The 18,626-nt window shown below is 72.7% G+C and carries 18 protein-coding genes; 6 read left to right on the forward strand and 12 right to left on the reverse strand.

Annotation, left to right across the window (positions count from 1 at the left end; genetic code table 11):
- Positions 1 to 136: 136 nt before the first annotated feature.
- The 7 genes from ACZYRU_RS14005 to ACZYRU_RS14035 all read right to left on the reverse strand — a co-directional run bounded on the left by ACZYRU_RS14005 (position 137) and on the right by ACZYRU_RS14035 (position 9,404).
- Positions 137 to 685, reverse strand: a complete 549-nt coding sequence (locus tag ACZYRU_RS14005; protein ID WP_488957701.1) for a flavodoxin family protein — start codon at positions 683 to 685, stop codon at positions 137 to 139.
- Positions 682 to 1,527, reverse strand: a complete 846-nt coding sequence (locus ACZYRU_RS14010; protein ID WP_488957702.1) for a universal stress protein — start codon at positions 1,525 to 1,527, stop codon at positions 682 to 684. Before ACZYRU_RS14010 ends, ACZYRU_RS14005 begins: the two co-directional genes overlap by 4 nt.
- Positions 1,528 to 1,535: 8 nt before the next feature.
- Positions 1,536 to 2,459 (reverse strand): universal stress protein, encoded by a 924-nt coding sequence (locus tag ACZYRU_RS14015; RefSeq protein WP_488957703.1) that lies wholly within the window; start codon positions 2,457 to 2,459, stop codon positions 1,536 to 1,538.
- On the reverse strand, positions 2,449 to 5,805 hold the full coding sequence (cydD, locus tag ACZYRU_RS14020) for a thiol reductant ABC exporter subunit CydD (RefSeq protein WP_488957704.1): 3,357 nt from the start codon (positions 5,803 to 5,805) through the stop codon (positions 2,449 to 2,451). Before cydD ends, ACZYRU_RS14015 begins: the two co-directional genes overlap by 11 nt.
- Complete coding sequence (gene cydB, locus ACZYRU_RS14025; protein WP_488957705.1) at positions 5,802 to 6,821, reverse strand: cytochrome d ubiquinol oxidase subunit II; 1,020 nt, start codon at positions 6,819 to 6,821, stop codon at positions 5,802 to 5,804. Before cydB ends, cydD begins: the two co-directional genes overlap by 4 nt.
- A gap of 20 nt (positions 6,822 to 6,841) precedes the next feature.
- Positions 6,842 to 8,275: a cytochrome ubiquinol oxidase subunit I gene (locus ACZYRU_RS14030; RefSeq protein WP_488957706.1), complete on the reverse strand. Its 1,434-nt coding sequence runs from the start codon at positions 8,273 to 8,275 to the stop codon at positions 6,842 to 6,844.
- 142 nt (positions 8,276 to 8,417) lie between these two features.
- Positions 8,418 to 9,404: an Acg family FMN-binding oxidoreductase gene (locus tag ACZYRU_RS14035; RefSeq protein ID WP_488957707.1), complete on the reverse strand. Its 987-nt coding sequence runs from the start codon at positions 9,402 to 9,404 to the stop codon at positions 8,418 to 8,420.
- Positions 9,405 to 9,512: 108 nt separating this feature from the next.
- On the opposite strand from ACZYRU_RS14035, the gene ACZYRU_RS14040 reads away from it, so the two are divergent.
- Positions 9,513 to 10,184 (forward strand): response regulator, encoded by a 672-nt coding sequence (locus ACZYRU_RS14040; protein WP_488957708.1) that lies wholly within the window; start codon positions 9,513 to 9,515, stop codon positions 10,182 to 10,184.
- Here the strand turns inward: ACZYRU_RS14040 and ACZYRU_RS14045 are convergent.
- Positions 10,159 to 10,572, reverse strand: coding sequence for a pyridoxamine 5'-phosphate oxidase family protein (locus ACZYRU_RS14045; protein WP_488957709.1), 414 nt, complete (start codon positions 10,570 to 10,572; stop codon positions 10,159 to 10,161). The genes ACZYRU_RS14040 and ACZYRU_RS14045 overlap by 26 nt on opposite strands.
- A gap of 119 nt (positions 10,573 to 10,691) precedes the next feature.
- On the opposite strand from ACZYRU_RS14045, the gene ACZYRU_RS14050 reads away from it, so the two are divergent.
- Positions 10,692 to 12,269, forward strand: a complete 1,578-nt coding sequence (locus ACZYRU_RS14050; protein ID WP_488957710.1) for a GAF domain-containing sensor histidine kinase — start codon at positions 10,692 to 10,694, stop codon at positions 12,267 to 12,269.
- A 13-nt stretch (positions 12,270 to 12,282) separates the two neighbouring features.
- On the opposite strand, the gene ACZYRU_RS14055 is transcribed toward ACZYRU_RS14050, so the two are convergent.
- From ACZYRU_RS14055 to ACZYRU_RS14065, 3 genes are read right to left on the reverse strand one after another with little or no spacing between them, the layout of a single operon-like run.
- Positions 12,283 to 12,711, reverse strand: coding sequence for a DUF1003 domain-containing protein (locus ACZYRU_RS14055; protein ID WP_488957711.1), 429 nt, complete (start codon positions 12,709 to 12,711; stop codon positions 12,283 to 12,285).
- Entirely contained in the window at positions 12,704 to 13,132 is a 429-nt protein-coding gene (locus ACZYRU_RS14060; protein ID WP_488957712.1) for a pyridoxamine 5'-phosphate oxidase family protein, read from the reverse strand. Before ACZYRU_RS14060 ends, ACZYRU_RS14055 begins: the two co-directional genes overlap by 8 nt.
- On the reverse strand, positions 13,129 to 13,707 hold the full coding sequence (locus tag ACZYRU_RS14065) for a hypothetical protein (RefSeq protein WP_488957713.1): 579 nt from the start codon (positions 13,705 to 13,707) through the stop codon (positions 13,129 to 13,131). The genes ACZYRU_RS14060 and ACZYRU_RS14065 overlap by 4 nt, the downstream gene beginning before the upstream one ends.
- Positions 13,708 to 14,010: 303 nt before the next feature.
- On the opposite strand from ACZYRU_RS14065, the gene ACZYRU_RS14070 reads away from it, so the two are divergent.
- The 3 genes from ACZYRU_RS14070 (at position 14,011) to ACZYRU_RS14080 (ending at position 17,307) form a co-directional block, all read left to right on the forward strand.
- Complete coding sequence (locus tag ACZYRU_RS14070) at positions 14,011 to 14,853, forward strand: helix-turn-helix domain-containing protein (RefSeq protein WP_488957714.1); 843 nt, start codon at positions 14,011 to 14,013, stop codon at positions 14,851 to 14,853.
- A 138-nt stretch (positions 14,854 to 14,991) separates the two neighbouring features.
- Complete coding sequence (locus ACZYRU_RS14075; RefSeq protein ID WP_488957715.1) at positions 14,992 to 15,288, forward strand: helix-turn-helix domain-containing protein; 297 nt, start codon at positions 14,992 to 14,994, stop codon at positions 15,286 to 15,288.
- 111 nt (positions 15,289 to 15,399) lie between these two features.
- Positions 15,400 to 17,307 (forward strand): hypothetical protein, encoded by a 1,908-nt coding sequence (locus ACZYRU_RS14080; RefSeq protein WP_488957716.1) that lies wholly within the window; start codon positions 15,400 to 15,402, stop codon positions 17,305 to 17,307.
- A gap of 66 nt (positions 17,308 to 17,373) precedes the next feature.
- Here ACZYRU_RS14080 and ACZYRU_RS14085 read toward each other — a convergent pair whose 3' ends face one another.
- Positions 17,374 to 17,724 (reverse strand): nuclear transport factor 2 family protein, encoded by a 351-nt coding sequence (locus ACZYRU_RS14085; protein WP_488957717.1) that lies wholly within the window; start codon positions 17,722 to 17,724, stop codon positions 17,374 to 17,376.
- Positions 17,725 to 17,844: 120 nt separating this feature from the next.
- On the opposite strand from ACZYRU_RS14085, the gene ACZYRU_RS14090 reads away from it, so the two are divergent.
- On the forward strand, positions 17,845 to 18,621 hold the full coding sequence (locus tag ACZYRU_RS14090; RefSeq protein ID WP_488957718.1) for a helix-turn-helix domain-containing protein: 777 nt from the start codon (positions 17,845 to 17,847) through the stop codon (positions 18,619 to 18,621).
- Positions 18,622 to 18,626 lie beyond the last annotated feature (5 nt).

Consider the following 18,626-nt stretch of genomic DNA (forward strand, 5'->3'; position numbering starts at 1 on the left):
TCTGCTCTGGCTCGGTCCGGTGAGACAGCGCTACGTGGAGGAGCGCGGGAGACCATTGCCCGGTGGAAGGCAACGCTAGGGCAGCTCCCGGGCCCCGATGACGTCCTCCAGCCCTGCACGTCTCACGAACGCAGGCTCAGACTGCGTGGTCGCGCTCGGCGAGGCATGCGGTGCCGATCATCTGACCCCAGCGCTCCGCGCGCTCATCCTCTCCGGGGACCAGCGGCCCCCGCGTGCCGTCGACCAGGAAGGCCATCGGCTTGCGGAGGAGGCGGAACCCCCGGCGGTGGAGCAACCGGGATGCAGTGACACCGGCGGCCAGAGGCAGGCGGCGTACCTTCGCCACCCGGGTGTCGAAGACGGCGGCCAGGCTGGTCCCGAACCGGTCCGGGCCGATGGCGGCGATCCACTCGCGGGCGCCGATCTTGGCCCGGTCCGGCGGTGCGCCCTGACGGATGGCGTCGGCGCGGCTGCCGGGCCGGCTCAGGGAGAAGGCGTGCGTCGGGGCCCCCAGCAGCAGCAGGTCGACCCGGACCGGGCCGGTGGACGCGAGCGAGGTGACCGGCACGCCGTGCGCCTCGAAGCCTGCCTTGCGCAGGCCGCGGACGATCGCCCGCGCCACCTGTGCGGTGTTGTCGAACAGCGACTCGTACACCACGAGCGCGCTGGGGTCGTCCCGGCTCATGACGGAAGGACGACGGTCGGCTCGGGGACGACGGCGACGGTCGTGTGCGCCCGCTCCACGACGGCGGTCGCGATCGATCCGGTGACCAGGCGCCCGATGGTGTCGAGGGGGTGGCGCCCGACGACCACGAGGTCCCACGCGGCGGTACGGCCGCCGAGGACGTCGTCGACCAGCCCGTGCGTGACCCGGAGGGTGACCGGGACGTCCGGGTACTTCTCCGCGAAGCCGGCGACGGTCTCGGCGAGCAGCAGGTGCGCCTCGTCCTCGGGACCGAGGTCGACGTCCTCGACGCGGACGTTGCGCAGACCCGCGACGGCGGCGACGACGTCCCACACGCAGTGGACCACCGTGAGGGCCTGCCCGCGCAGGGATGCCTGCGTAAAGGCGAAGTCCAGGACGGCCAGCGAGGACTCGGTGCCCTCGACCCCGACCAGGACGCCCTTGCCGCGGTGCTCTTCGGCCCGCGGTCGGCACACGACGACGGGGCAGTAGGAGAGCCGGCTGACCGCGGCGCTCACCGAGCCCAGCAGCATGCTGCGAACGGTGCCGCGTCCCCGGGAGCCGAGGACCAGCAGGTGGGCGTCGTGGGAGAGCTCGACCAGGGTGCCGCGCGGGTCGTCGGCGGCGGTCAGGCCGACCACCTCGACGTCGGGCGCGACCTCGCGCGCCAGCTGCACGGCCTCGGCGTTGATGCGGTGGACTGCGCCCTCGTCGGCGCTGAGGACGACGAGGGGGCGGCGCTCGAGCGTGGCCTGCTCCGCTGCCCAGGTGATCGCGCGGGCGGCGTGCTTGGACCCGTCGGCGCCGACGAGGATGCTGCCTGGCCGGATGGCGTTGCTCATGACGTCCCTCAGCTCTCGGCCGGCGCGTCGGCCTGCGGTACGACGGCCACGGTGGTCCGGGACCGTTCGATGACGGAGGTGGCGACCGCGCCCGTGACCAGGCGCAGCAGCGAGTCGACCGGATGCCGGCCGACGACGATGAGGTTCCACAGCGCACTGGTGTCGCTGAGGCAGTCCTCGGCCATGCCGCGGGCGAGCCGGAGGTCGACCGGCACCTCGGGGAACTTCGAGGCGATCCCGGCAACGCTCTCGCCGAGCAGGACCCGGTACTGGTCGAGGCCGGTCTCGCGCGGCGAGACCATGACCGGACCGTGCACGGCGCCGACCTCGTCCCACACCGCGTGGACGACGGTGAGCGGGAGGTCCATCAGCGAGGCCTGCTGGAAGGCGAACTCGATCACGGGCAGTGACTCGGGGGTGCCGTCGGCGCCGACGAGGATGCCCTGCCGCGCCCGGTCCTCGTGCCTCTGGGGACGGCACACGACCACCGGGCATCCGGCGTCGCGGCTGACCGCGGCGCTGACCGAGCCGAGCAGCTTGCTGCGCAGCGGGCCGCGGCCGCGGGAGCCGAGGACGAGCATCGTGACGTCGCGGGAGATCTCGACGAGCACCTGGCGCGGGTCGCCGATCCGGGCCGCGACGGTCACGTCCAGGCCGGGGTGCAGGTGCAGGGCGACGTCGGCGGCCTCCTGGGCAAGTGCGCGGGCGCTGACGAGGGCTTGGGAGGGATCCCAGGAGTAGACGGCGCCCATGCCGCTCCAGGCAGCGGTCGGCACCTCGGGGCCGTGCACGGCGGTGACGACGGTCAGCGGCCGTCGCTCGAGGAAGGCCTGCTCTGCGGCCCAGCGGACGGCGCGGTCGGCGTCGTCGGAGCCGTCGGTGGCGACGACGATGCCGTTCGCGGCGACGGGGTCGATGGAGTCAGTGGTCATGCATCCAGCGTCGTCCGGCGCCGCTCGTCCCGGTACGGGCCGAGGCCCCGGACCCGGCGGGACCTTCGACCCGCGGCTCGAGCCGGACCGTCCGGTCGACCAGGTCGAGGCCGGCCGCACTGTGGGTGATCCACAGCACCGAGCGGTCACGCTGCCCGGACAGCAGCTCCCGGGCGAGTACCTCGGCCGTGGGGTGGTCGAGGTGCGCGGTCGGTTCGTCGAGCACCAGGACCGGGTGGTCGGCGAGCAACGAGCGGGCGACGCCTAGACGGGCGCGCTCCCCGCCGGAGACGCCGCCATGGCCGGAGCCGAGCCAGGTGTCGATCCCGTCGGGAAGGCCGTCCAGCCAGGTGCCCAGGTGGGCACGGCGCAGTGCTTCCTCGACCTCGGCGTCCGTGGCCGCTGGGCGCGCGAGCCGGACGTTCTCGGCCACGGTGGTGGCGAAGACGTGAGGGGCGTCGTCGACCAGGCCGACGCGGCGTCGTACGTCATCCGGGGCGAGGTCCTCCAGGGCGGCACCACCCAATCGGGCGTCGCCCCCGGCCGGGTCGAGGAAGCGCATCAGGACCGCGGCGAGGGTGCTCTTGCCGCAGCCGGAGGGCCCGACCACGGCGATCCGATCACCCGGCTCGAGGTCCAGGGTGACCGGCGCGACGAGGGGAGCGCGCAGGTCCCAGCGTGCCGTCAGCTCGTCGAGTGCGATGGCGTCGCCGTCCGGCGCGGTCCGGCTGGGGACGTCCGCCACGGCCGGAGCCGTGGTCTCGAGAGCGCGCAGGCGGGCGTTCGCGGCGGCCGTCCGCGCGGCCAGGACCCCTGCGTCGGCGCAGGGCAGAGCCACGTCGGCGAGCGCCAGCGGCAGCAGCACCAGCAGGGCCATCACCGGCTTCGACAGGCTCCCGTCGGACACCGGTCCCGCGGTCAGCGCGGCGGTGGCTGCGACGGCGCAGCCGCTGCCGACGAGCACCACGGCCCGCGCGGCCGACAGCCACCGGGTCGCGGCCGTCGTGACCGCGCCCATCCGGGCGCTCGTCGCGGCGGCCCGGTCCGCCACCGGGAGCGAGCGCTGCCACATCCGCAGCTCGGCGCCCACCTGGACCGCCTCGACGACGCCGTCCGACAGTCGGGCGCGGAGCCCGACGAGTCGCTCCTCGGCGGTCCGCGCACCGTGCCGCGCAAGGAGGAAGGCAAGACCGCCCACCAGCGTCGTACCGGCGACGACCGCGCCGGCCGCGGGGAGGAAGGAGGCGGCGACCAGGCTTGCGAGCAGTCCGGTGATCCCGAGCTGGGCGAGGGGCATCCGGACCCGGAGCTGCCGGTCGACGACCCCGTCGACGTCGTCGACGACTGCGCTGAGCACGTCGCCGCGCCGACGGCCCAGGCGGGCCGGGACGAGCGGGACCAGTGCGTCGTAGACCTCGACCCGGCGGCGGGCGAGGAGCCGCAGTGCTGCGTCATGCGACCAGAGCCGCTCGACGTAGCGCAGCACGGGCCGGGCCAGGCCGAAGGCGCGGACGCCCACGACCGCGACGAGCAGGGTCAGCACCGCAGGGCGGGTGGATGCCTGGACGATCAGCCACCCGGCGGTCGCGGTCAGCGCCACTCCCGACGCGGAGGCGAGCGAGCCGACCAGCGTGGCAGCGAGGAGACCGCGACGCTCGGAGCGCTCGTACCCGACGGGCAGGGCGGCGGGAACGGGCGCGGTCCGGCCGGCATGCGACGGACGGGACGGCGAGGCACGTACGACGGGCGACGGCAGCTCGATCCGGTGCCCGGCGAGAGCGACCAGGCGCGGCCGGTGCGCGACCACGACGACCCCGCGGGTGCGGGCGAGCGTGACGATCGTGTCGGCGATGACCTGCTCGGTCAGGTCGTCGAGGTGCGCCGTGGGCTCGTCCAGGAGCACCCACGGCCGGTCGGCGAGCACGACCCGGGCGAGCGCGAGCCGGGCCCGCTCGCCGGCGGAGAGGGTGGTCCCGTCCTCGCCGAGGGGCGCGTCGAGGCCGTGGTGCAGCGCCCGGACCCGCTCCTCGAGCGCGACCTCGCGCAGCACAGCCCACAACCGGACCTCGGATGCAGCGGGGTCGGCGACCCGGAGGTTGTCCGCGATGCTCCCGGCGACGAACTGCGGCTGTTGTGGGAGCCAGGCGACCTGGGACTGCCAGGCCGGTCCACCGACCGGTTGGCCGCCGGCGGCGATCGCGCCGTGGTCGAGGGGGACCAGGCCGGCGACCGCGGCGAGCAGGGTGGACTTGCCGCACCCTGACGGTCCGGTCAGTGCGGTGATGCCTCGGGCGGGGACGAGGGCGGAGACGTCGTGGACAGCGGGCGTCGTGCGGCCGGGCCACGTGACGGTGACGTGGTCGAGCACGAGCGGGCAGTCGGCCGGCGCGGCGCGGTCCATGCCCGCCGGCGGTGCGCCGGCGAGCAGGTCGTGCGCGGCGGAGAACGTGGTGGCGCCCTCGGCAGCGGCGTGGAACTCCGCGCCGACCCGGCGCAGCGGCCAGTAGGCCTCCGGAGCGAGCAGCAGCACCACGAGCGCGGTGTGCAGCCCGATCCCGCCGCCGGCGAGCCGGACACCGACCGTCACGGCCACCAGGGCGACCGACAGGGTCGCGACCAGCTCGAGGACCGCTGACGACGCGAACGCGATCCGCAGGGTGCGCAGCGAGGCGCGACGGTAGCGGTCGGTCACCTCGGCGATCCGCGCCGACTGGGCCCGGGCCCGTCGGTGCGCGACCAGGGTGGGCAGGCCCCGCACCACGTCGAGGAAGTGGCCGGAGAGCGAGGCCATCGCCCGCCACTGCTCCTCGGCACGGTCGCGGGTCGCGAGCCCGACCAGGGCGCCGAACACGGGCACCAGCGGGAGGGTGGCGACGACGATCACCGCGCTGAGCAGGTCCTGGCTCGCGATCGCGAGCACCGTCAGCGGCGGCAGCACGGCGGCGACCACGAGGGCCGGGACGTAGCGCGTGACGTAGGGCTCCGCCGCGGCGACGCCCCGGGTCGCGAGCACGGCCTCCTCGCCGGTTCCCTCCGCGGAGCCGGCCCGGTCGACGTACGCGCGGACCAGCCGGTGCCGCAGCACGGTGCCGACCGTGGCGGCGGCCCGGGCCGCGCAGAGATCGCTGACCGCGCCGGTCAGCGCCCGCAGCGCGAGCACGCCGACGACGGCAAGGCCCCAGCCCACGACGTCCTGGCCGCGCAGCACGGCGAGGACCAGGCCGGTCACGACCCACGCCTGGGCGATGACCACGACACCACCTGCGATGCCCCCGGCGACCACGCCGGCCAGCGCGGCCCGCGCGGGTGCCAGCAGGGCGCGCAGGCGCGGGTCGGACGGCTTCATCGGGCGCTCGCGCTCTCGGCCGCTGCGGGGATGTGGTGCGTCGCGATCCGCTTGCGGAACACCCAGTAGGTCCAGCCCTGGTAGGCCAGGACCAGCGGGGTGAACACGACTGCGGTCACGGTCATGATCTTCAGCGTGTACGACGTCGCGGCCGCGTTGGTCGTCGTCAGGCTCGCGCCGCCGGCCAGCGTGCTCGGCATGACGTCGGGGAACAGGGCGAGGAACAACCCGGCGACCGCGAGCGCGATGGTGACGAAGGTGCCGAGGAAGGCCCAACCCTCACGGCCGGCGCGGGCGGCAAGTCCCGCACCCACCAGTGCCAGTGCTGCGGCCACGAAGGCGACCGCCGAGCTCGGGGATCCGGTCTGCTGCTGGGTCCAGGCCAGAAAGGCGACGGCCAGCGCGGCGGTGAGCGCGACCGACGGGACCGCGAGCCGGCGCGCGCGGTGCCGGATCTCACCGTCCGTCTTGAGCGCGATGAACAGGGCGCCGTGGGTCACGAACAGGGCCAGCGTGGTCAGGCCGCCCAGCAGGGCGTAGGGGTTGAGCAGGTCGAAGGAGCCGCCGGCGTACTCGAGGTCGCTGTCGATCGGCACGCCGCGCAGGATGTTGGCGAACGCGACGCCCCACAGCACCGACGGCACGAGCGAGCCGACGACGATCGCGAGATCCCAACGAGCCTTCCAGCGGGCGTCGGGCCGCTTGGCGCGGTACTCGAACGCCAGCCCGCGCACGATCAGGGCGACCAGGATCAGCAGCAGCGGCAGGTAGAACCCGCTGAACAAGGTGGCGTACCACTCCGGGAAGGCGGCGAACGTCGCGCCGCCGGCGACCAGCAGCCAGACCTCGTTCCCGTCCCAGACCGGTCCGATGGTGTTGATCATGACGCGTCGTTCGGTGTCGTCGCGGGCCAGGACCGGCAGCAGCAGGCCGACGCCGAAGTCGAAGCCCTCGAGGGTGAAGTAGCCGATCCACAGGACGGCGATCAGGATGAACCAGACGGTGGTGAGCTCCATGGTGGGTCTCCTCGCGGCGCTCAGTAGGCGAAGGCGAGGGGACGGTCCTCGCCGGTGTCGGTCGGTACGTCGGGCGGCAGCTCTTCGGCGCCCTTGCGGATCCACGTGAGCAGCAGCCGCACCTCGACGACGGCCAGCACGCCGTAGACCGCCGTCAGCGAGAGCAGGGAGATCCAGGCCTCGGTCGTCGTGAGGCCGGGGGAGACCGAGTGCTCGGTCGTCATCAGGCCGAAGACGGCCCACGGCTGACGCCCCATCTCGGTGAAGATCCAGCCGAAGGAGTTGGCGAACAGCGGCAGGAACGGGACGGCGATCGCCGCTGTCAGCACGGCGCGGCCCTGGGGGGTGCGGCCCTTGCGGGTCGCCCAGAGCACCCACGTGGCCACGGCTGCGCCGGCTATGCCGAGGCCCATCATCAGCCGGAACGTCCAGTAGGTCAGCGGGATGACCGGCGTGTAGTCGCCGGGGGAGTAGTACGCCGCGCCGGGGTCGGTGCCGTAGGCCTCCTGATACTTCGCGCGCAGGTCGTTGATCCCCTCGACCTCACCGTTCGGCGTACCCGTGGCGAGGAAGGACAGCAGTCCGGGGATCTTGACCGAGAAGGTCTCGTGCTCGCCGTCGAGGGTGCCGAGCTGGAAGACCGAGAAGTCGGCCGGTTGCTCGGTCTCGTAGAGGCCCTCGGCCGCAGCCATCTTCATCGGCTGGACCTCGGTCATGATCTTGCCTTGCACGTCGCCGCTCACGAAGACGCCGAGCGCGGCCACGAGCACGATCCAGGCGCCGGTGCGGACGGCGGGGCGGTACACGGCACGGTCCTCGTCGGTCCGGGCCCGACGCAGGTGCCACAGCGCGATGCCGAGGACGAAGGCGGCACCGGTCATGTAGGCCGAGAGCACGACGTGCGGGAACGTGACGAGCTGGACCTTGTTGAAGAGGACCGCGGCGAAGTCGTTCATCTCGGCGCGACCGGTGCCCGGGTTGAAGGCGTAGCCGACGGGGTGCTGCATCCACGAGTTCGCGGCGAGGATGAAGTACGCCGAGAACAGGGTGCCGACGTGCACCAGCGCGATGCAGGCGGCGTGCAGCTTCGGGGGCAGTCGGTCCCAGCCGAAGATCCACAGCCCGAGGAAGGTGGACTCGAGGAAGAACGCGAGCAGCCCTTCGATCGCCAGTGGGGCGCCGAACACGTCGCCGACGAAGCGGGAGTAGTCGCTCCAGTTCATCCCGAACTGGAACTCCTGCACGATGCCGGTCACCACTCCGATCGCGAAGTTGATGAGGAACAGCTTCCCGAAGAACTTGGTGAGGCGCAGCCAGCGCTCGTCCCGGGTGCGCAGCCAGGTGATCTCGTATCCGGCGATGATCGCCGACAGGCCGATCGTGATGGGGACGAAGAGGAAGTGGTAGACGGTCGTGATGGCGAACTGCCACCGCGCGATGTCGGTCGGGTCCACGGGTTCTCCTGGCAGGGTTCGGGAGGGGCGCGCTGGGCAGGCGCCCGGTGCTGACCACGCTAGGAAGCGGCACGGGTGCTGCCCCACGGCCGGATTGCCCGGACCGGCGGGACCTTCGGCCCCTCGGTGGTCGTCCTCGGGCTCAGCGCTCGAGGACGTCGGCCAGGGCCCGGCGCGGGGTGCGGGGCAGGTCGCGCCGGCCGATCGCCTGCCAGCCGACCCGGACCAGCAGGTGGGGCTCGAAGCGGGTCGCGAGCACGGTGCGGGCGATCTCGTGGCGGGTGCTCTCGACCTCGATCGGCTGGCTCATCGGCGCCACGGACATCCCCGACCTCGTGGCCTCCAGCCACAGGTCGCTCAGTGCCTCGCCGGTCCGCAGCCAGCTGCCGACGTCGTCGTGCCGGCCGCCGAGGGCCAGCACCCGTTCGCCCCCGTGGATCACCAGCCGGGTGTCCTCCAGCAGGCCGGGGCGGAACCGGGACCGTGCGTGCAGCGGGTCGGGGTCGTCGGAGAGCACCTCGAGCGGGATGCCGTCCGGTCCGCCGCGGTCGATCCACCGGTCCTGCTCGAGGAGTCGGCGTCCCTCGACCTCGAGGAAGCCGAGGGCACGGTTCGCGAGCAGCTCGAGGCGGAACCGCGCGGCGTCGCTCGTGACGGCTTCGGCGTGCACGCCCCAGGAGGCCGCGTGGCGGCACAGGTCGTCGAGGCGGTCGGCCGGGACCGGCCACGCGGTGAACCGGCGGCGGTCGGTGCACCGGCTGCGCAGCAGGTCGATGTCGCCGCGTGCGACGGCATGCCGTACGACGCGGAACACGGCGACCTGGGCGAGGAGGGTGTCGTCGACGGGCAGGGGGAGACGCTCGACGGCGGTCTCCCAGCCCAGCGCCCGCGCGGCGAACTGCAGGTGGTGCAGGGCCGCGCCACAGCTGATGGTGAGGTTGCGCCCGCGGGGGTCCTCGGCCGGCAACCGGCGGCGCAGGTCGGCGTGCAGCTCGAGCAGCCCGGCGTCGTACCGCCACCGCCAGGGCTGGGTGTTGTGGACGCTCGGGGCCAGGCAGGCCAGCTCGACCAGGCGCTCGACCACCGCGGAGGGCGCCTGTTCCGGGCGCGTGCCGAGTCGGTTGCTCATGGCCCCACGGTCCCTCCCGAGTGCCGCCGGCGGCAGGGCACAAGGTCCTCAACCCGAAGGTGTCCGGTCCCACCACGGGCTGGGCAGGTGAGGGCTAGCGTGGGTGGCGTGAGCGAGGAAGCAGTGCCCGAGGGAGAGCAGCAGATCCGCGTCTACCTGCTCGACGACCACGAGATGATCCGCCGCGGGATCCGTGACCTGCTCGAGAGCGAGGGCGACATCGTCGTCGTCGGCGAGTCCGACTCCGCCGCGGAGGCCGTCCGCCGGATCCCCGCCCTGCGGCCCCACGTGGCGATCCTCGACGGGCGGCTGCCCGACGGGTCAGGGATCGACGTGTGCCGTGACGTGCGCTCGCAGGACCCGTCGATCAAGGCGCTCATCCTGACGTCGTACGACGACGACGACGCGCTGTTCGCCGCGATCATGGCCGGCGCCGCCGGGTACGTGCTCAAGCAGGTACGCGGCACCGACCTCCTCGACATCGTGCGCCGGGTCGCCGCCGGGCAGTCGACCCTCGACCCGTCGGTGACGGCCCAGGTCCTCGACCGGATCCGCTCCGGCCCGCCGGTCAACAAGGAGCTCGCGTCCCTCACCGACCAGGAGGGGCGGATCCTGGACCTGATCGGCCAGGGCCTGACCAACCGGCAGATCGCCCGCGAGATGCACCTGGCGGAGAAGACCGTGAAGAACTACGTCTCCTCGCTGCTGGGCAAGCTCGGGATGTCGAGCCGCACGCAGGCCGCGATCTACGCGGTCAAGAACCCGCCCCGCCAGGCCTGACGATCCGCCGGCCGGTCAGGGACCGCACGGTGATGCGCAGCCCGAGAACCCGTGACCCGGTGGCCCAGGGGTGTGGCTCGTCGGCCGCACGTTGCTGCCGCTCGCAACGGCCGCGCACCAGCACGCTCCAGCCCTCGTGACGCTCGGCGTCGATGTCGTCGACCTCGAAGGCGACCTCCCGGCCCGCGCAGTCGCGCGCCATCAGCGAGTACGGCGTCGTGCGCAGCAGGACCGCATCGCCGTCGACGGCGAAGTTCACGGGCGTCACGGAGATGCCCTCGACGCCCGACCACGCGACCCGGCCCACCGGTCGGGAGCGGAGGAGGTCCCAGCACTCGTTCTCGGACAGCACGGCCAGCCGGCCGGGCCTGATGTCGGAGTCCTGCACGAGGACCACCTCCTTCTCGGGGACCCTTCCATCGTGCGCCGCGACCGTGACGCAGGGCAGATGCGAGGGACCCGGGACCCGGGGGTCCTTGTGCCCTGGGGGCGGTAGCGTTCGTGGCCATGGACGGCGCGGAGACGGAGCGGCCCGTGGACCTGGGGCAGGTCGAGTTCGAGGACCTCGTCCACGCGGTCCTGGACCGGATGCACGGTGCCCTCGACCAGCAGGCGCGCCTGCAGCTGTTGCTGGACGCGGTCGTCACCATCTCGGCGGACCTCAGCCTCGACGGCGTGCTCTCGCGGATCGTCGCGATCGCGAGCCGCCTGGTCGATGCGCGGTACGCCGCCCTCGGCGTGCTGAGCGCCGGGCGCCAGCGCCGGCTGCGCACGTTCGTGCACCACGGCATCTCCGACGACCTCGCGGCCGAGATCGGCGACCTGCCGACCGGCCACGGCCTGCTGGGACTGATCATCGACCGGCCCGAGCCACTGCGGCTTCACGACATCGCGCAGCACCCGTCGTCGTACGGCTTCCCGGAGCACCACCCGCCCATGAGCTCGTTCCTCGGGGTGCCGGTACGGATCCGGGATCGCGTGTTCGGCAACCTCTACCTGACCGAGAAGGCCGGAGGCGGCGACTTCACGGCCGAGGACGAGGAGATCGTCGTCGCCCTCGCCGCGGCGGCGGGCGTCGCGATCGAGAACGCGCGCCTCTACGAGGACACGACCCGGCGCGAGACCTGGGCCCGGGCCACCGCGGCGCTGGCGCCGGCCCTGGCCGATCCCGACCCCGCCGACGACCCCGTCGCCCGGGTACTGGCGCAGGCCTGCGACCTCGCGGGCGCCGACGCAGGCTGGGCCGAGGTGGCCGCGGACGACGACGAGGCCCAGGTGATTGCCCGGGTCGGTGACGCCGCGCTGGCGGCCGAGGGACCGGTACTCGGTGTTCCCTTCGCGCCGACCGCCGGCGTCAGCGGCACCCTGTGCCTTGCGTGGTCGCCCGACCGGGAGGATCGCTACCACGTCCTCGACCCAGCCCTGGTGGCGTCGTACGCCGAGCAGGCGGCGCTCGCGCTCCAGCTGGCCGAGGCGCGGGAGGAGCATCGGCGGCTCGCGGTCTTCGAGGACCGGGACCGGATCGGGCGCGACCTGCACGACCTCGTGATCCAGCGGTTGTTCGCCGTCGGGCTGGGGCTGCAGGGCGCGACCCGGATGGTCGAGCGGCCCGAGGTCGCGGTCCGGATCGAGCAGGCAGTCGACGACCTCGACGCGACGATCAAGGACATCCGGCGCGCCATCTTCGGGCTCAGCTCGCTGGAGACGGCCGGCGACATCCAGGCGGAGGTCACCCGGCTGGTCGACCGGGCCGCCTCGACGCTCAAGTTCCGTCCGGCGCTGCGGTTCGAGGGTCCGGTGCGGACCCTGGTGTCTGCCGACCTCGCGCCCGACCTGCTGGCTGTCCTGGCCGAGGGGCTCTCCAACGCGAGCCGGCACGCTGACGCCGACGCGGTCGAGGTGGTCCTCGAGGCGGGGGACCGGATCGTGCTGACGGTCCGCGACGACGGCCGTGGCGTGTCGGGGGCGGTCGCCGAGAGCGGCCTGGCCAACATCCGGGTACGGGCCGAGCAGCGGGGTGGGACGCTGGCGGTGGAGTCCGCACCGGGCGGTGGCACGGTCCTGGTCTGGTCCGTGCCGCGCTGACGCGTGCGCGGGCTCAGCTCCCCGCCGGCTGGCCGTCGACGAGGCGGCGGTGCAGCTCCTGGGTGAGGGCGTGGATCTGGCGGGTCAGCTCGGTGTTGGTCTTGAGGTCCAGCTCCTGCTCGACGAAGTCGTGATCGGCCTTGGCCCGCTGCACCTCGGCCTGCCGGTTCTGGCCGATCATCACGAAGGTCGACAGGAAGATCGCCTCGAGGGAGACCACCAAGGTCAGGGTGGGCCAGGGACTGTGCTCCGCGGCCGTCATCCAGACCGTGAACACCACCGCGTGGAGCCACACGAACGGCATCGAGCCCGCGAACGCCGTGATCGCGTCGGCCAGTCGTGCCTGCCAGTCCTCGGCGCGACGCTGCAGGTAGCGCTCGACGCCGGGGTGACGCGCGGCGCCCCGGCCGGGGTGGTCGGGCGCTGAACCGTTCTCAGTCATCGACGAGCCGTCGGCCGGTGATCCGGGTCGGCCGGATCCTGACGTGCACGGGCCGGAAGCCCCGCGCCCACGGGAGCGGCCGGACCGACTGCTGGGCAGGGAGGTCCTCGTCGGCGACGTACGACGACCGCCCCCGCACCAGCACGCTCCAGCCGGTCTGGCGGAAGTCGTCGAGCCGGTCGACCTGGAAGGAGACGGTCGCGTCGGCGAGCCGGCGGCAGAGGTCACTGTCCGGTGAGACCCGGAACAGCACGGTGTCGGCATCCATCCGGAAGTTCACCGGCAGCGCAACCGGTCCCTCGTCGTCGGCGTAGACGACCCGCCCGACCCGCGCGAGACCGAGGAGGTCGAAGCACTCGGGACGCGACAGGTCGTGCAGCGTGGCCTGCTGGAGGTGCTCCCAGGCCTCTGCCCCGCTCATCGCAGGACCGGGAAGCGACGCACGACGGGGAGCTGTGCCCAGGCATGTCCCAGGCCCCAGGTGGCGCCGGCACCGGTCAGGCCGAGCACGATCATGCTGGCGGCACCGAGCAGGTGGTCGTCGAGGACGGGGTTGTTGGCCGGGGGCAGGACGACGCTCCACATGAGGACGTACATCACGAAGCCGGCCAGCGTGCCCAGGCGCATCCCGATGCCGAAGGTGAGCGTGACGCCGATGACGAGCAGGCCGAGCATGAAGCCCCAGTCCGCGAACGCGGTGCCGGCCAGTCCGTTCCAGAACTCCCGGAACGGGCCGTCGGCGGCGAAGCCGAGGAAGCCCTGGGTCGGGCTGCCGCCGTGGATCCACGCGGCGTCCCCGAACCGGTCGACGGTGCCGTCCTGCGCGACGCCCGTGGCGTACCCGAGGGCGAGCAGCTTGTCGACGAAGGCCCACAGGAAGGTCAGGCCGAAGCCGATGCGCAGCAGGCCGAGGGCCCGGCGGGCAGCGGTGTCGGACACCGCGGTCTCCTCGGTGTGGTCGATGAGGTGGTGGAGGTGGGTGCTGAAGGTGGTCATGGCGACGCTCCTCGGTGGTTGGTACGTCGAGTCGACCAGCGAGCAGGGGGTCGGGGCAGGGGCGCAGGTCGCCCGGCCGGGGGACGAAGGTCCTGCGAGCCGTGAGCTCCGCCGCGCCCCAGCGGGACTGCGGTGAAGCCGTTGTCGGATCTGACAACGTGATCCGGAGCGAGCGTTCCGTGGCGCCCGGTGATCTCAGATCCGATATCGCGCCACGGCAAATGTCGTGTTCCGGGCGGGTCCGCAGGGCAGTGTTGTCCCGCACAGCCACGTGACCGGGCTGGCTTGAGGGGGACGCACGGCATGTGGGGGATCGTCGCGTCGTTCGAACGACGGGCGGACGGCGACGCGGAGCTGACGGAGACGTGGTGGCGCGCCGTTGCCACGCTGGGAGTGCGCCGCGGGACGCCGGCTCCGCTGATGCGCTCGGTCCTGGCCAACGCGCTGGCGATCGTGCAACTCGGTGAGGTCTCCGACATCGAGCACCTTGCGCAGCTCGTGGCCCAGCTCGGTGGCCGGGAGGTCGCGGAGTTCCAGGACGAGACACTCGCCGCGATCGACGGGCCCGGCCGCGAGCTCACCACCGCCCTGGCCCGGGCACTGGGGGAGCGGGCCTGGGGACTCCCGGGCGCGGCTGCCGGCGTGGTCGACCTCGCCGAGCGCCCTGACCTGGTGGCGGTGTGCTCTGCCGCAGTGACGTGGTTGATGACCGTCGGCGACGGCGCGCCGCAGCCGCCCCCGATCAGCGACCTCGACGGCCTGCTCGCCGTCTTCCGCGACGGCGGTGTGCTCGAGTGGCGGGCGCTGACCGATGCCACCCGGGCCGAGCCGTGGGCGGGCGTCATCGACGACCACCTCGCGATGCTGGATCCCGAGGTCCAGATCGCCGAGACGAGGAGCCTTCGGGCCGTGAGCGAGATGATCCGCCGCATCGTCGAGGACGACGAGCGCGCCGCGATCGCTGCTCACATCCGCAACGCCATCGCGGAGACCGGGCTGACGCAGCGGGAGTTCGCCGCCCTCGTCGGTACGTCGTCCTCCCGCCTCTCGACGTACGCCACCGGCTCGGTGACACCCTCGGCAGCCATGATGCTGCGGATCAACCGTGCCGCGCGGCGGGTCCGGCGCGGCGTCATCCCCGACTGACGTCGGGACGCCTCCCACCCGGCCCGGCGACGTTCTACCGTCCGTGCTCCATCCCCTCGCGAACCCTGCGCTACTCGAGGAGACCGTGCTGGCGCTGCGCACCCGGGACGTGGAGCTGTCCGAGAGGCGCCCGGCTGCATGGGTGCGCTGGCGACGCTGGGAGACCGAGCAGGGCGGCAGGGGACCGGCGGCGTGGACCGGGTGCTGGTCGGGCGCCAGGTGCAGCGGCTGGTCGCGCTGAGCGGCGTGACGCAGCGTCAGTTCGCCGCCCGGATCGGTACGTCGGCATCGCGCCTGTCGAGCTACGTCAGCGGCTCGGTGACCCCGTCCGCCACGATGCTGCTGCGGATGCAGCGCTCGGCCCGCGCCTTCCGGCACGAGCGGACCACGGCGGCCGGATCCTCCGCGAACGTCGCCTCGCCCCTGCGTGCGTGAGTCGGCCGCACCGATCAGGGGACAGAGTTCCCCAAGCCGGGTCATGGCAGAAGCGCTCGCCGGGAGTGGGATGGAGGTGCTCCCACGTCCGCTTCCCAAGGGGGGAACAGCATGTCCAGAACCCAGCGCTCCGACCGAGCGCGCTCCGGGCTGCGGCGCCGCCGTACGCTCGCGATCCTCAGCTGTCTGGTGCTGGCCGTCGCGGCCGCACTCCTCCCGTCCGGCCCCGCCCGGGCGGCCACCAACCCCTTCAGCATCGACGGCAACGTGCCCGACGCGGGCACGATCCAGCTCAACGACCCGTTCGGCGCCGTCAAGGAGCTCGGTCCCAAGAACGGCACCTCCACCAAGATCGGCGTGATCCACACCGCCGCTACTCCGATGCTGGACACGACCAACCCCAACGGGCAGGTCGACCTGCGCCGCGCCTGGCTGAGCCTCAAGCGCGACAGCGACAACAACGACTGGGTCTACTTCGCCTGGGAGCGCGACGCCAACACCGGCAGCGGCTTCATCGCCTTCGAGTTCATGAAGAGCGGCGTCCCGGCAGCCTGCAACGGCTACAACAACACCGAGGCGCAGCTGATCGCGAGCTGCAACCCGTGGAAGGACCGGCAGGCCGGTGACTTCCTCATCCTGTGGGACCAGCAGGGCAGCAGCACCACGCTCTACAAGCGGGTCTGGCAGCAGTCCGGCTCGAACCTGGTCCTCGGCGCGAGCCAGACCATCGTCAACGGCGAGGCGAAATTCAGCTCCGACGGCTTCAAGGGCGAGGCGGCGGTGAACATCACCGCAGAGGGCCTCTCCAACCCCGGGGCGTGCGTGTCGTTCGCGAACGTCATCCCGAGCACCGTGACCGGCAACTCGGACCAGGCCGACTACAAGGACACGATCCTGCAGGTGCTGCCGCCGATCAGCAACTGCACCGCCACGATCGTGACCACGCCCAAGGACGGCTCCGGTGGGGCCATCCCGGCCGGCGGCCTGTCGATCGGCACCGGTGTCACCTCGGTGAAGGACTCCGCGACGATCAGTCTGGCCGGAGGCTCCGCGACACCGACCGGATCGATCTCGTTCTTCCTGTGCCAGCAGGCCAGTGGCACCTGCACGACGGGCGGCACCTCGGTCGGCTCGGTCAGCATCGCGGGCGGCAGCTTCCCGAAGACGGTGAGCTCGCCGACGGCGTACGTCACCTCGGCAGGCAGGTACTGCTGGCGGGCCGAGTGGCCCGGTGACGCCGCCAACGGGATCCCGCCGGCGAGCGACTCGGCGGCGACCGAGTGCTTCACGGTCAACCCGGTCACACCGACACTGTCGACCACTGCTGGCGCGGACGTCGTCCTCGGCAACGCCGTGACCGACAGCGCGGCGCTCGGCGGTACGGCGACCCGGCCGGCCAACCCGGTGATCAACCTGACCGGCACAGCGGGTCCGGCGGCGGACGGGACGATCACGTTCAAGCTGTACGGCCCGAGCGACACCGGCTGTGGTGTCCTGGTCTTCACCTCGACCGCGGTTCCGGTGAGCGGCAACGGCACCTACAACGCGCCGTCGTTCACCCCGACCGCACCGGGCAACTACCACTGGGTGGCCGTCTACAGCGGGTCGTCGCCGAACACGTCGGGCATCACGCACAACGCCGCGTGCACCGACACCGACGAGGACGTGACCGTGTCCGACGTGCCGTCGTCGATCTCGACGGCCCAGCACTGGGTCCCGAACGACTCCGCGACCGTCTCCGCGCCTGCCGGCGGAAACCTGAGCGGAACCGTCCACTTCGCCCTGTACGCCAACGGCACCTGCACCGGAACGGCCATCTACACCGAGGACAAGGCGGTCAGCGGCTCCTCGCCGAAGACGGTGTCGACCTCGAACAGCACCGCGCAGGACGCCACCGGCACCTTCTCGTGGGGCGTCAGCTACGACAGTGACAACCCGGCCCAGCGAGACATCCCGGCCAGCTGCCAGGAGACGTCGTCGCTGACCGTGGCGAACGGGAGCACCGTCTCGAGTCCCTGATCCCGCAAGCACGGGAGGCGGGTCGGCACCCGGTGTCGACCCGCCTCCCCGTCCGTTCTGAAGGCCTCAGGCGGGGACCTTGTCGAGGAAGCCGTGCACGTCGCGGATCCGGCCGTCCGCGTCGAGGACGACGACGTCGAACCCGACGACGACCGGCTCGTCACCCGCGGGCCCGAGTCCCCACTGGAACCGGATCCGGTCGTGGTGGCCGTCGACGACGCCGACCGAAGTGAACACGAACCCCGGGAACTGGGCGTGGACGCCGTCGACCAGGGCGTGCAGCCCGGCGCGGCCCGAGACCTGGGCGAGCGGGTCGGTGTAGCTGACCTCGGGCGAGAAGTGCTCGGCCAGCAGCTGCTCGCGGTCGGCGGGCGCGGCGTTCCAGGTGGCGAGGTAGGCGTCGACGAGGTGGTTCATGGTCTGCTCCGTTCGGTGGTGCGTGCGGTGGACGGGCACCACCGTGGCCTGGAAGGGGGGAGCGGGGCCATGACCTCCGAGGTCATGGGGCACCGGCCACAGGCTCCCTAGGGTGGGTGCATGACCACGCTCGTGGAGAGCCCGCAGGTGGGCCCGATGCTTCGCTCGTGGCGCGAGCGCCGCCGGTTCAGCCAGCAGGAGCTGTCGAACCTCTCGACGGTCTCGACCCGCCACCTGAGCCGGGTCGAGACGGGCCGGGCGCACCCGACGCCGGAGATGATCCTGCACCTGGCCGACAATCTCGAGGTGCCACTGCGCGAGCGGAACCAGCTGCTCCTCGCGGCCGGGTACGCACCGCGCTACTCCGAGCAGTCGCTCGACGACGGCTCGCTCGCGGTCGTGATGGACGGGCTGCGCGGTCTCCTCGACGCCCACCTGCCGTACCCCGCGGTTCTCCTCGACGAGCACTGGGACGTGGTCGACGCGAACGCTGCCATCGGGGTGCTGCTCGCCGATTGCGCGCCCGCCCTGCTCGAGCCGCCGATCAACGTCGTCCGCCTGTGCCTGCACCCCGACGGGCTGGCGTCGCGGATCGAGAACCTCGACCAGTGGGCCGGCCACCTGCACCACCAGGCGCACAGTCGCGCCGCGCGCACCCACGACCCCCGCCACCACGCGCTGGTCGCCGAGATCGTCCGGATGTACGGCAGCACGCCCCGCCTCGACGCCTCCCTCGGCCCGGTGCTCAGCCTGCAGCTGCGCACCGACGAGACGGTGCTGCGGATGTTCAGCACGTCGGCCCAGCTGACCACCGCGACCGACGCCGCGCTCGAGGGGCTGCGGCTCGAGACCTTCCTGCCGGCCGACCGCGCGACCAGGGAGTTCTTCGGGAGATAAGTTCA

The organism is Nocardioides sp. F233 (assembly GCF_057813895.1).